This is a genomic window from Nocardioides sp. J54, from assembly GCF_000519005.1.
Taxonomy (GTDB): domain Bacteria; phylum Actinomycetota; class Actinomycetes; order Propionibacteriales; family Nocardioidaceae; genus Nocardioides.
The window spans coordinates 1-12,941 of the sequence record NZ_JAER01000064.1; the positions used below are offsets into that span (position 1 = coordinate 1).

The 12,941-nt window shown below is 70.6% G+C and carries 12 protein-coding genes; all 12 read right to left on the bottom strand.

Annotation, left to right across the window (positions count from 1 at the left end):
* A partial coding sequence (locus NOCJ54_RS0122130) for a complex I subunit 4 family protein (protein WP_028657219.1) occupies positions 1-1,025 on the bottom strand: 1,025 nt, incomplete at its 3' end.
* Complete coding sequence (gene nuoL / locus NOCJ54_RS0122135; protein ID WP_084255618.1) at positions 1,025-2,971, bottom strand: NADH-quinone oxidoreductase subunit L; 1,947 nt, start codon at positions 2,969-2,971, stop codon at positions 1,025-1,027. The genes NOCJ54_RS0122130 and nuoL, both read right to left, overlap by 1 nt.
* 8 nt (positions 2,972-2,979) lie before the next feature.
* Entirely contained in the window at positions 2,980-3,273 is a 294-nt protein-coding gene (nuoK, locus tag NOCJ54_RS0122140) for an NADH-quinone oxidoreductase subunit NuoK (protein ID WP_028657221.1), read from the bottom strand.
* Positions 3,270-4,118, bottom strand: a complete 849-nt coding sequence (locus NOCJ54_RS27670) for an NADH-quinone oxidoreductase subunit J (RefSeq protein ID WP_084255620.1) — start codon at positions 4,116-4,118, stop codon at positions 3,270-3,272. Before NOCJ54_RS27670 ends, nuoK begins: the two co-directional genes overlap by 4 nt.
* Positions 4,115-4,693 (bottom strand): NADH-quinone oxidoreductase subunit NuoI, encoded by a 579-nt coding sequence (gene nuoI / locus NOCJ54_RS0122150; RefSeq protein WP_028657222.1) that lies wholly within the window; start codon positions 4,691-4,693, stop codon positions 4,115-4,117. The genes NOCJ54_RS27670 and nuoI overlap by 4 nt, the downstream gene beginning before the upstream one ends.
* On the bottom strand, positions 4,686-5,993 hold the full coding sequence (nuoH, locus tag NOCJ54_RS0122155) for an NADH-quinone oxidoreductase subunit NuoH (protein ID WP_028657223.1): 1,308 nt from the start codon (positions 5,991-5,993) through the stop codon (positions 4,686-4,688). The genes nuoI and nuoH overlap by 8 nt, the downstream gene beginning before the upstream one ends.
* Positions 5,990-8,461: an NADH-quinone oxidoreductase subunit G gene (locus NOCJ54_RS0122160; protein WP_028657224.1), complete on the bottom strand. Its 2,472-nt coding sequence runs from the start codon at positions 8,459-8,461 to the stop codon at positions 5,990-5,992. Before NOCJ54_RS0122160 ends, nuoH begins: the two co-directional genes overlap by 4 nt.
* The gene (nuoF, locus tag NOCJ54_RS0122165; protein WP_028657225.1) at positions 8,458-9,765 is read right to left on the bottom strand and encodes an NADH-quinone oxidoreductase subunit NuoF; all 1,308 of its coding nucleotides are present in this window, start codon (positions 9,763-9,765) and stop codon (positions 8,458-8,460) included. Before nuoF ends, NOCJ54_RS0122160 begins: the two co-directional genes overlap by 4 nt.
* Positions 9,762-10,466, bottom strand: a complete 705-nt coding sequence (gene nuoE / locus NOCJ54_RS0122170; protein ID WP_036519375.1) for an NADH-quinone oxidoreductase subunit NuoE — start codon at positions 10,464-10,466, stop codon at positions 9,762-9,764. The genes nuoF and nuoE overlap by 4 nt, the downstream gene beginning before the upstream one ends.
* Positions 10,466-11,809, bottom strand: coding sequence for an NADH-quinone oxidoreductase subunit D (locus NOCJ54_RS0122175; RefSeq protein ID WP_028657226.1), 1,344 nt, complete (start codon positions 11,807-11,809; stop codon positions 10,466-10,468). The genes nuoE and NOCJ54_RS0122175 overlap by 1 nt, the downstream gene beginning before the upstream one ends.
* Positions 11,809-12,582: an NADH-quinone oxidoreductase subunit C gene (locus tag NOCJ54_RS27675; protein ID WP_084255622.1), complete on the bottom strand. Its 774-nt coding sequence runs from the start codon at positions 12,580-12,582 to the stop codon at positions 11,809-11,811. Before NOCJ54_RS27675 ends, NOCJ54_RS0122175 begins: the two co-directional genes overlap by 1 nt.
* On the bottom strand, positions 12,579-12,941 hold a 363-nt coding region (locus tag NOCJ54_RS0122185), incomplete at its 5' end, for an NADH-quinone oxidoreductase subunit B (RefSeq protein ID WP_028657227.1). The genes NOCJ54_RS0122185 and NOCJ54_RS27675, both read right to left, overlap by 4 nt.

The window sequence follows — 12,941 nt, forward strand, 5'->3', positions numbered from 1 at the left end:
AGCGCCGCCGTGCCGAGGCCGTGGTTGACCATGTAGAGGATCGAGCCGGTGCCGCCCTGCGTGCTCATCGTGAAGATGCCCAGCGTGATCAGCCCGAAGTGGCTCAGCGAGGTCAGGCCGATGAGGCGGAAGACGTCGTCCTGGCCGATGGCCAGCAGGGCGCCGTACACGATCGAGATGAGCGCGAGCGTGATGACGACCGGGGTGGCCCACTGCGAGGCCTCGGGGAAGATCCCCAGGCAGAACCGCAGCATCCCGAAGGTGCCGATCTTGTCGAGGATGCAGACCAGCAGCACTCCGGTGCCGGGCGTCGCCTTCTCGGTGGTGTCGGCCAGCCAGGTGTGCACCGGGAACAGCGGGGCCTTGATCGCGAACGCGATGAAGAAGCCGAGGAAGAGCCAGCGGCCCTCCGTGGTGCCGATGTCGAGCTGCTCGAGGTCGGAGAGCAGGTACGACGGGTTGCCGGCGTCGGCGGAGACGACGTAGAGGCCGATGACCGACGCCAGCAGGATCAGGCCGCCGGCGAGCTGGAACATCAGGAACTTCAGCGCGGCGGCGCCCCGGCCGTCGCGGCCGAAGCTGCCGACGAGGAAGTAGGCCGGGATCAGCGTGGCCTCGAAGACGACGTAGAACAAGAACACGTCGGTCGCGCAGAACACCGCGAGGGAGAGGCCCTCGAGGGCCAGGGCCCACGCGACGAACGCACGGGCGCCCCCGCCCTGCGGGTCGTCGGCCTTGAACCACTCGGCGCCGAGCACCAGCGGGACCAGCAGCACGGTCAGCAGGACCATCAGCAGCCCGAGGCCGTCGAGGCCGAGGGCGTAGTGGACGCCGAACGCCTCGATCCACTCGTGCTCCTCGCGGAACTGGCGACCACCGTCGACGTCGAAGCGGACCGTCGCGACGACCGCGACGGTGGCCGTCGCGAGCGCGATCCCCAGACCCAGCGCCTTGCTGGTCGCGCGCGGCGCGAACGCCACCACGACCGCGCCGACGATGGGCAGCCAGACGAGCAGACTCAGCATCAGTTCACCGCCACCAGGGTCAGGACGAGCAGGACAGCGCCGACGAGGATGCCGAGGGCGTAGGAGCGGACGTAGCCGTTCTGCAGCCGGCGGAGCAGCTCACCGGTTCCGGCGACCACGGTCGCTCCCCCGGTGAACAGCCCGTCGACGAGCGAGCGGTCCGTCGCGACCGAGCCGCGCACGGCCGCCATGCCCGGCGTCACCACGACCGCGTCGTTGATCGCGTCGCCGTACAGGTCGGCGCGGGCCGCCCTCGTGGCGAAGGAGACGTCCGTCGGCGCCTCCCGTGGCACCTCGCGCTTGCCGACGAGGAGCCACGCCAGGGCGACACCGGCAGCGACCACCGCGATGGTGATCAGCGTGATCACGATGACCGGCAGCGGCGGGTCGTGGTGCTCGGCGTGGCCGACGACCGGGCTCAGCCAGTCGACGATCCAGTTGCCGGCGAGCATCAGGCCGCCCAGCGCGGACAGCGCGGCCAGCACGATGAGCGGGATGGTCATCACCTTCGGGCTCTCGTGCGGGTGCACGCCGTCGGCCCACCGCTTCCGGGTGAAGAAGGTCATCAGCACCATGCGGGTCATGTAGAAGCCGGTGATGCCGGCGCCGAGCAGGGCGCAGATGCCGACGACCGGGTTCTCGACCAGCGCGGTCTCGATGATCTTGTCCTTCGACCAGAAGCCGGAGAACGGGGGGATGCCGATGATGGCGAGGAAGCCGAGCGCGAAGGTCGCGAAGGTGATCGGCAGCGCCTTGTTGAGCGCGCCGTAGTGGCGCATGTCGACGTCGTCGTCCATCGCGTGCATGACCGAGCCGGCGCCGAGGAACATGTTGGCCTTGAAGAAGCCGTGGGTCAGCAGGTGGAAGATCGCGAAGGCGTAGCCTGCGACGCCGAGGCCGGCGCCGAGCATCATGTAGCCGATCTGGCTCATCGTGGAGCCGGCGAGGCCCTTCTTGATGTCGTCCTTGGCGCAACCGATGATCGCGCCCCACAGCAGGGTGACGGTGGCGACGATGACCACGGCCGTCTGCGCGGTCGGCGCCAGCTCGAAGATGAAGTTGGAGCGGGTGACCAGGTAGACGCCGGCGGTGACCATGGTCGCGGCGTGGATGAGCGCCGACACCGGGGTCGGGCCCTCCATCGCGTCCAGGAGCCAGGCCTGCAGCGGGACCTGGGCGGACTTCCCGCACGCACCGACGAGGAGCAGCACGCCGATCCAGTTGAGGGTGGTCTCGGTGGCGCCGCTCGACAGCGCGCTGATGCCGCTGAAGCTGGTGGTGCCGAAGGTGGCGAACATCAGGAAGATCGCCAGGCCCAGGCCCATGTCGCCGACGCGGTTGATGACGAACGCCTTCTTGGCGGCAGCGGCCGCGGACGGCTTGTGCTGCCAGAACCCGATGAGCAGGTACGACGCCAGGCCGACGCCCTCCCAGCCCAGGAACAGGCCCACGTAGTTCTCCGCGAGGACCAGCATGAGCATCGCGGCCACGAAGAGGTTGAGATAGGCGAAGAAGCGCGAGCGGCGCGGGTCGTGCGCCATGTAGCCCACAGAGTAGAGGTGGATCAGCGCACCCACGCCGGTGATCAGCAGCAGGAAGAGCGCCGACAGCGGGTCGTAGAGGAGGTCGAAGCCGACGTCCAGGCGGCCGGCCTCCATCCAGGTCCACAGGTGCTGCGCGACCTGACGGTCGCCCTCGTCGCGCCCGAGGAGCGTGAAGAAGGACACCAGGCTGAGCACGAACGATGCCGTGATGGTGGCCAGGCCGATCCAGTGGCCGTAGCCCTGGGTGCGCCGGTTGCCGAGCAGCAGCAGGACGGCCGCGCCGACGAGCGGCAGCGCGATGACCAGCCAGAGCAGGTCGAGGACGCCGTCGGCGGACGTCGGCGCCACGACCGGGACGTGGGTCTCGCTCGAGGCGAGCGCGAGTGCGGGGTGTGCGTGCATTGCCGTCCTCAGAACTTCAGCAGGCTGGCGTCGTCGACCGAGGCCGAGCGTCGGGTGCGGAAGATGGTCATGATGATCGCCAGCCCGACCACGACCTCGGCCGCGGCGACCACCATCACGAAGAAGGCAGCCACCTGGCCGTCGAGGTTGCCGTGCTGGCGGGCGAACGCGACGAACGCGAGGTTGCAGGCGTTGAGCATGAGCTCGACGCACATGAACACGACGATCGCGTTGCGCCGGGTGAGGACCCCGATCGAGCCGATCGTGAAGAGGATCGCGCTCAGCACGACGTACTCGGTCACTCGTCCACCTCCTGCTGGGCGGCCGACCCGATGGGGGCGGCGTTCTCCTCGCTCGAGCCGGTCGCCGCGGTCTTGCCGGCCGTCTCCGGCGCGGTGGCGGGGTCGACCCCGAGCTGGTCCTTGATCACCTCGATGTCACGCAGCCCGGTGGACTGCATGGTGCCGCGGGCGGCGAGCACGCGGGACACCGACGCCGCGGCGGGCGTGCCGTCGGGCAGCAGCGCCGGGGTGTCGACGGCGTTGTGGCGCGCGTAGACGCCGGGGGCGGGCAGCGGACCGAGGTGGGCGCCCTTCTCGGCGTAGTCGCGGATCCGCTCGGCGGCGAGGTCGGCCTGCGTGGGCCGCGGAGTGAGCCGCTCGCGGTGGGCCAGCACCATCGCGCCGACGGCCGCCGTGATCAGCAGGGCACTGGTCGCCTCGAAGATGAAGACGTAGCGCGAGAACAGCAGGTTCGCGAGCGCCTGGACGTTGCCGCCCTCGTTGGCCTCCTCGAGCCCGACCGCGGTGCCGAAGGTGAGCTGGGTCAGGCCGACCACCATCACCACGACGAACACCAGGCCGGTCGCCCAGGCCAGCACCCGCTGACCCTTGATGGTCTCGACCACCGAGTCCGAGGCGTCGACGCCGACGAGCATCAGCACGAACAGGAAGAGCATCAGGATCGCGCCGGTGTAGACGATGATCTGCACCGCGAACAGGAAGGGCGCCTCGAGCACGGCGTAGAGCACCGCGAGGCTGATCATCACCACGGCCAGCAGCAGCGCGGCGTGCACGGCCTTGCGGACGAACAGGATGCCGAGGGCGGCCAGCACCATGACCGGCGCGAGGATCCAGAAGGCGGTCACTGCGCGGCCTCCTTGAACTCCCCGCGGTAGTAGTCGTCGTCGTTGCCGAGCCGCATCGGGTGCGGCGGCTGCTCCATGCCCGGCAGCAGCGGGGCGAGGAGGTCGGACTTCTCGTAGATCAGGCTGGCCCGGCTGTCGTCGGCGAGCTCGTACTCGTTGGTCATCGTCAGCGCCCGGGTGGGGCAGGCCTCGATGCAGAGCCCGCACAGGATGCAGCGCAGGTAGTTGATCTGGTAGACGGCGCCGTAGCGCTCACCGGCCGAGTAGCGGCCCGTCGTACCGTCCGCGCCGACGGTGTCGTCGTTCTCCGCACCCTCGACGTAGATCGCGTCGGCCGGGCACGCCCAGGCGCACAGCTCGCACCCGACGCACTTCTCGAGGCCGTCGGGCCAGCGGTTGAGCTGGTGGCGGCCGTGGAAGCGCGGCGCGGTCGGCAGCTTCTCCTTGGGGTACTGCTCGGTGACGACCTTGCGGAACATCGTCCGGAAGGTGACCCCGAACCCGGCGACCGGGTCCCAGAGCTGCTCCTTGAGCGTGGGGCCCTTCGAGCCCGTCTCGCGTGGCTGGTCAGCCATTGCTCACCCCTGCATCGGTCGTGTTGGAGCTCGACTGGTCGCCGCGGAACGTCAGCGGCGCGGCGGCACCGCGGACCGCTCCCCCGGCCGGCATCGGCGGGACCGGGTAGCCACCCGACCGCGGCGCGCGCACCGCGGTGGGCACCTCGGCGGTCTTCTCCGGCACCAGGAAGGTCACCAGCATCACCACGAGGACGATGCCGATCGCGATCATCCAGAACTGCGGGTTGCCGCTGAAGCCGTCCTCGAAGGCGCCCTCGTTGCGGGCGACCCGCATGGTGGCGACGGCGATGATCCACGCCAGCGCGATCGGGATCAGCCGCTTCCAGCCGAACGCCATGAACTGGTCGTAGCGCAGGCGCGGGAGCGAGCCGCGCAGCCAGATGAAGCCGAAGATGAAGAAGAGGACCTTGCCGAAGAACCACAGCAGCGGCCAGTAGCCCTCGTTGGCGCCGGCCCAGACCTCGTCGATCCAGAACGGCGCGTGCCAGCCGCCGAGGAAGAGCGTGGTCGCGAGCGCCGAGACCGTCGCCATGTTGATGTACTCGGCGAGGAAGAACAGCGCGAACTTCAGGCTGGAGTACTCGGTGTGGAAGCCGCCGACCAGCTCGCCCTCGGCCTCGGGGAGGTCGAAGGGCGCGCGGTTGACCTCGCCCACCATCGCGATGATGTAGATGACGAACGACGGCAGCAGGATCAGCCCGAACCAGAGGTCGTCCTGCGCGGCCACGATCTCGCTGGTGGACATCGAGCCGGCGTACATGAACACCGCGACCAGGGCCAGTCCCATCGCGACCTCGTAGGAGATCATCTGCGCGCTGGAGCGCAGGCCGCCGAGCAGGGAGTACGTCGAGCCGCTGGACCAGCCGCCGAGGACGATGCCGTAGATGCCGATCGACGCGATCGCCATGACGAAGAGCACCGCGACCGGCATGTCGGTCAGCTGCAGCGGCGTCGTCTCGCCGAAGAAGCTCACCTCGGGCCCGAACGGGATGACGCTGAACGTCACGAACGCCGGCACCACCACGATGACCGGGGCGAGCACGAAAACGATCTTGTCGGCCGCCTTCGGGATCAGGTCCTCCTTGAAGGCGAGCTTGACGCCGTCAGCGAGGGACTGCAGGAGGCCGAACGGGCCGTGCACGTTGGGGCCGATGCGGTGCTGCATCCGCGCCACCACGCGCCGCTCCCACCAGATGTTGAAGAGCGTGAGCAGGACCAGGATCACGAAGATCAGCAGCGTCTTCAGACCGACGACCCACCAGGTGTCGTTGCCGAAGGCATCGAGGGAGGTGTTCATCCGTGCACCCCTTCCGCGCCGGTGATGGTCACGTGCGAGCCGGGTGAGGCCAGGTCGGCGAGCACGCCGTTCCCGACCGAGCTGGCCGGCACCCACACCACGCCCTCGACGAGGTCGTCGGCGATCTCGGCCGGCAGCGTCACCGACCCGCGGTCACCGGTGATGGTGACCGTCGGTCCGTGCGCGTCGTAGACGTCCGGGGTGACGAGCGCGACCGGGGTGCGGGCGGTGGCCTTGAGGTACTTGTCGCCGTCCTGCATCGTGCCGTTGTCGAGCATGAGCTTCCACGTCGAGAGCGCGAACGCGCCGGCGTCGCGGGCCACCGGCCCGGCGACCGCGGGAGCGGCGGCGGTGCGCTCGCCGTCCCAGGGCCCGAGCTGGCCCATCTCGGCGCGGACCTCGGCGACGGTGCGGAAGCCGAGCGGGGCGCCCTGGCCGAGGCGGGCGAGCTCCTCCGCGATCCCGGAGAGCGCCCGCAGCTCCGGGAGCGAGGACGGCTGGTGCAGCGCGGCCTCCCAGGACCGGACCCGGCCCTCCCAGTTGACGAAGGTGCCGGACTTCTCCGAGGTCGGCGCGACCGGGAAGACCACGTCGGCGACGTCGGTGACCTCGCTGCGGCGCAGCTCGAAGGAGACCACGAAGCCGGCGGCGTCGATCGCGGCGCGGGTCGCAGCCGGGTCGGCGGTGTCGTCGGGGTCGATGCCGGCGACGACCAGGCCGCCGAGCTCGCCGGCGACCAGGGCGGCGACGATGGCGTCGGCGTCACGGCCCTCCGCCTCGGGCAGCGAGGCGGTGCCCCACGCGGTGGCGACGTCGACGCGGGCGCCGGCGTCGGCCACCGGGCGGCCGCCGGGCAGCAGGTTCGGCAGGCAGCCGGCCTCGATCGCGCCCCGGTCCCCCGCCCGGCGCGGGACCCACGCCAGCCGGGCCCCGCTCGCGGCGGCGACCGACGCCGCCGTGCTCAGGGCGCCGGGGACGGTCGCGAGCCGCTCCCCGACGAGCAGCACCGTGTCGGCACCGAGCTCGCCGGCGAGGCCCGCGAGGGCCGCCGCCTCGTCGCCGGGTGCGGTCGGGACCAGCCGCGCGGAGAGCTTCTCCAGCCCGCGGGTGGTGTACGGCGCCACGGCGACCACCTCGGTGCCGCCCGCGAGGACCGACTTGCGCAGGCGCAGGAAGACCGCGCCGGCCTCGTCCTCGGGCTCGAGCCCGACGAGGACCACCTTCGCAGCGGACTCGAGGTCGTCGTACGTCACCGCCCTGTTGACCGGGTCGGCCGGTCCGGTGAGGACGACGTGGCTGGCCAGGAAGGCCGTCTCCTCGGCGGAGAGCGGGCGGGAGCGGAAGTCGATGTCGTTGGTGCCGAGCGCCACCCGCGCGAACTTGCTGTAGGCGTAGGCGTCCTCGACGGTGAGCCGGCCGCCGGTCAGCACGCCGACGCCGCCGGCAGCCTTCGCCGCGGCGAGGCCGCGGGCGGCCACCACGAACGCCTCCGGCCACGACGCCGGGCGCAGGAAGCCGTCCTCGTCGCGCACCTGGGGGTAGGTGAGCCGGTCGTCGGCCTGCGCGTAGGCGAAGGCGAACCGGTCCTTGTCGGTGATCCACTCCTCGTTGACCGCCGGGTCGTCACCGGCCTGGCGGCGCACGACCTTGCCGCGGCGGTGGTCGATGCGGATGGCCGAGCCGCAGGCGTCGTGCTCGGCGACGCCGGGCGTCGAGACGAGGTCGAAGGGCCGCGAGCGGAAGCGGTACTGCTCCGAGGTCAGCGCCCCGACCGGGCAGATCTGGATGACGTTGCCGGAGAAGTACGACAGGAAGGGCGCGTCCTCGGCGATGCCGATCTGCTGCTGGGCGCCGCGCTCGACCAGGGCGATGAACGGGTCGCCGGCGATCTCGTCGGCGAAGCGGGTGCACCGCTGGCACACGATGCAGCGCTCACGGTCGAGCAGGACCATCGGCGAGAGGTTGATCGGCTTCGGGAACGTGCGCTTGACCCCGCGGTTGCGCTCGTCGGAGAAGCGGGACTCCCCGCGCCCGTTGGACATCGCCTGGTTCTGCAGCGGGCACTCGCCGCCCTTGTCGCAGACCGGGCAGTCCAGCGGGTGGTTGATGAGCAGCAGCTCCATCACGCCCTGCTGCGCCTTGTCGGCCACCGGGCTGGTGACCTGCGTGTTGACGACCATGCCCTCGGCGACCGGAAGCGTGCAGGAGGCCTGCGGCTTCGGGAAGCCGCGGCCGTTGCCTGCGTCGGGGATGTCGACCAGGCACTGGCGGCACGCTCCGACCGGCGCGAGCAGCGGGTGGTCGCAGAAGCGCGGCACCTGCACGCCGATCTGCTCGGCAGCGCGGATGACGAGGGTGTCCTTGGGGACGCTGACCTCGACGCCGTCGATGGTCAGGGTGACCAGGTCCGTCTTCTCGACGGCCTTGCCCCGGGACTGCTCGTCCTTCTCCACGGTCTTCTCCGTCATGCCGACACCTCCTGTCCGGCCCACGCCGTCGACCGCGCCGGGTCGAACGGGCAGCCGCCGTGGCTCAGGTGCGCGAGGTACTCGTCGCGGAAGTGCTGGATCGAGCTGGAGATCGGACTGGTCGCACCGTCGCCGAGCGCGCAGAACGAGCGGCCCAGGATGTTGTCGCACTGGTCGAGCAGCTGGTCGAGGTCATCCTCGCTGCCCTGCCCGTGCTCCAGCCTGGTCAGCGCCTGCACCAGCCACCACGTGCCCTCACGGCACGGCGTGCACTTCCCACAGGACTCGTGCTTGTAGAACTCGGTCCACCGCAGCACCGCCCGCACGACGCACACCGTCTCGTCGAAGACCTGCAGCGCGCGGGTGCCGAGCATGGAGCCGACGCCGCCGACGCCCTCGAAGTCGAGCGGGACGTCGAGGTGCTCGGCCGTCAGCAGCGGCGTGCTGGAGCCCCCGGGGGTCCAGAACTTCAGCTGGTGGCCCTCGCGGACCCCGCCGGCCAGGTCGAGCAGCTCGCGCAGGGTGATGCCCAGCGGCGCCTCGTACTGGCCGGGACGCTGGACGTGCCCGGAGAGGGAGAAGATGCCGTGGCCCTTGGACTTCTCGGTCCCCATCGACGCGAACCAGGCCGCGCCGTTGCTGACGATGGCAGGCACCGAGGCGATCGACTCGACGTTGTTGATGACCGTCGGGCTGGCGTAGAGGCCGGCGACCGCCGGGAAGGGCGGGCGCAGCCGCGGCTGGCCGCGGCGGCCCTCCAGGCCCTCGAGCAGCGCGGTCTCCTCGCCGCAGATGTAGGCGCCGGCCCCGGCGTGCACGACGACGTCGAGGTCGTAGCCCGAGCCGTGGATGTCCTTGCCGAGGTGGCCGGCGGCGTACGCCTCGGCGACCGCGGCCTGCACGCGACGGATGACGTGGACGACCTCGCCGCGGATGTAGATGAACGCCTTGTTGGCGCGGATGGCGTAGGAGCTGACGATCACGCCCTCGACGAGCACGTGCGGGTTGCCCATCATCAGCGGGATGTCCTTGCAGGTGCCCGGCTCGGACTCGTCGGCGTTGACCACGAGGTACTTCGGCTTGGGGTTGTCCTGCGGGATGAACGACCACTTCATCCCGGTCGGGAAGCCGGCGCCGCCGCGACCGCGCAGGCCACTGTCCTTGACGGCGGTGATCACGTCGTCGGGGCTCATCGCGAACGCGACGTCGAGCGAGGAGTACCCGCCCCGGGCGGCGTAGGTCTCGAGCTTCCAGCCCTGCTCGGCGTCCCAGGTGTCGGTGAGGACCGGGGTCAGCGTGCTCATGCCTCGCCCTCCCCGGCCTCCACGGCAGGGACCTGCTCCGGGTCGGGGGCCGTCCAGCCGCGCTCGCGCGCGATCCTCAGCCCGGCGAGGCTGGCCTCGCCGGCCGTCGGGCCCTCGTCGACGCGCCCGTCGGGGAAGCCGGCGAGCACCCGCTCGGCCTCGCGCCACGTGCACAGCCGCGGGCCGCGGGTGGAGCTGACCTCGTGGCCGGCGCGCAGCGACTCGACCATCTGGACCGCCGACTCGGGGGTCTGGTTGTCCATGAACTCCCAGTTGACCATCACGACCGGCGCGTAGTCGCAGGCGGCGTTGCACTCGATGTGCTCGAGGCTGACGGTGCGGGAGTCACCCTGGCGCTTGACCGCGACCTCGTCGTTGCCGATCTCGAGGTGGTCCTTGAGCCGGGCGAAGATCTCGTCGCCGCCCATCACCGCGCACAGCGTGTTGGTGCAGACGCCGACGTGGTAGTCGCCGACGCCGTGGCGCTTGTACATCGTGTAGAAGGTCGCGACGCCGCTGACCTCCGCAGCGGAGATGTCGAGGATCGCGGCGCACGCCTCGATCCCTTCCGGGGTGATCCGGCCCTGCGCGGACTGCACGAGGTGCAGCATCGGCAGCAGCCCCGAGCGCGGCTCGGGGTAGCGGGCCGCGATCTCGCGCAGCTCGGTGAGCGTCTTGTCGTCCAGCTGGTTCGTCGCCATCAGCGGTCCACGCCTCCCATGACCGGGTCGATGCTCGCGATGGCGACGATGACGTCGGCGATCTGGCCGCCTTCGCTCATCAGGCCCATCGCCTGGAGGTTGTTGAACGACGGGTCGCGGAAGTGCGCCCGGAACGGACGGGTCCCGCCGTCGGAGACGACGTGCGCCCCGAGCTCCCCGCGCGGCGACTCCACCGGCACGTAGGCCTGGCCGGCCGGCACCCGGAAGCCCTCGGTGACGAGCTTGAAGTGGTGGATGAGAGCCTCCATCGACTCGCCCATGATGTGGCGGATGTGGTCGAGGCTGTTGCCCATCCCGTCGCTGCCGATCGAGAGCTGGCTGGGCCAGGCGATCTTCTTGTCGGCGACCATGACCGGTGCGCCCTCGAGGCGGGCCAGCCGGTCGGCGGCCTGCTCGATGATCTTCAGCGACTCCCACATCTCGTTGAGGCGCACCCGGAACCGGCCGTAGGAGTCGGCGGTGTCCCAGGTCTGCACGTCGAAGTCGTAGGTCTCGTAGCCGCTGTAGGGCTGGGCCTTGCGCAGGTCGAAGCCGTAGCCGGTGCTGCGCAGGACCGGCCCGGTGAGGCCCAGCGCCATGCAGCCCTCGAGGTCGAGGTGGCCGACGTTCTCCAGGCGGGCCTTGAAGATCGGGTTCGCGTTGCAGAGTGCGGCGTACTCCGGCAGGCGCTTCTTCATCAGGGCGACGAAGGAGCGGATCTCGTCGAGCGCACCGGGCGGCAGGTCCTGCGCGACGCCGCCGGGGCGGATGAACGCGTGGTTCATGCGCAGGCCGGTGATCAGCTCGAAGAGGTCGAGCACCAGCTCGCGCTCGCGGAAGCCGATCGTCATCACGGTCAGCGCCCCGATCTCCATGCCACCGGTGGCGATGCAGACCAGGTGCGAGGAGATCCGGTTGAGCTCCATGAGCAGGACCCGCATGACCTGGGCCTTCTCGGGGATGTCGTCCTCGATGTCGAGCAGCCGCTCGACGCCGAGCACGTAGCTCATCTCGTTGAAGAACGGGGACAGGTAGTCCATCCGGGTGCAGAACGTGACGCCCTGCGTCCACGTCCGGTACTCCATGTTCTTCTCGATGCCGGTGTGGAGGTAGCCGATGCCGCAGCGGGCCTCGGTGACCGTCTCCCCCTCGATCTCGAGGATCAGCCGCAGCACACCGTGGGTGGAGGGGTGCTGCGGGCCCATGTTGACCACGATCCGCTCGGCGGCGTCGCCCTCGCCCATGTCGGCGGCGATCTCGTCCCAGTCCTGGCCGGTGACGGTGAAGACCCGGCCCTCGCTGGTCTCGCTCGGGTCGGCGTAGAAGTCGGTGCCGGTGCTCATCAGTTGTAGCTCCTGCGCTGGTCGGGCGGCGGGACCGAGGCGCCCTTGTACTCGACGGGGATGCCGCCGAGCGGGTAGTCCTTGCGCTGCGGGTGGCCGGGCCAGTCGTCCGGCATGAGGATCCGGGTCAGCGCGGGGTGCCCGTCGAACTGGATGCCGAACATGTCCCAGGTCTCCCGCTCGTGCCAGTCGGCCGCGGGGTAGACCTTCACGACCGACGGGATGTGCGGGTCGTCGTCCGGGGCGCTGACCTCGACCCGGATCCGCCGGTTCCACGTGTACGACGCGAGGTGGTAGACCGCGTGCAGCTCGCGCCCCGCGTCGCCGGGGTAGTGCACGCCGCTCACGCCGGAGAGGAACTCGAAGCGCAGCTCCGGGTCGTCGCGCAACAGCCTCATCGCGGCCACGAGATTGTCGCGGTGGACGTGGAAGGTGATCTCGCCCCGGTGGATGACGACCTGCTCGACCATCGCGTCGAGCTTGTCGGCGACCGTGTCGAACCAGCCGCCGTAGGGTCGCTGCGCGGCACCGGGGAGCACGACCGGGGCCACCAGGCCGCCGTACCCGCTGGTGTCGCCGCTGCCCTTGACGCCGAACATGCCGCGCCGCTCGCCGACGGCGCGGACCTCGACGCCGGGCTCGCCCAGCGCCTCGGGCGCGTTCTCGGGCGACTGCGTCGCGGCCGGCTGCTCGACGGCCTTCTCCTGGCCGGTCTTCGCGTCCTGCTGGGCCGCGCGCTCCTGCTTGTCCGGGGCGGGCTTGTCGTCGCTCACCGCAGCATCCCCCTCATGTCGCTGGTCGGCAGCGCGCGCAGCGCCTCGGCCTCGAGCTCGCGGACCTGCGCCTCGCGGTTCTTGCCGAAGGGCGTGTCGTGCTGGACCTTGTCGTGCAGCTTGAGGATCGCGTCGATGAGCATCTCCGGGCGCGGCGGGCAGCCGGGGAGGTACATGTCGACGGGCACGACGTGGTCGACGCCCTGCACGATCGCGTAGTTGTTGAACATGCCGCCGCTGCTGGCGCACACGCCCATCGCGAGCACCCACTTGGGCTCGGCCATCTGGTCGTAGATCTGGCGCAGGACCGGCGCCATCTTCTGGCTCACCCGGCCCGCGACGATCATCAGGTCGGCCTG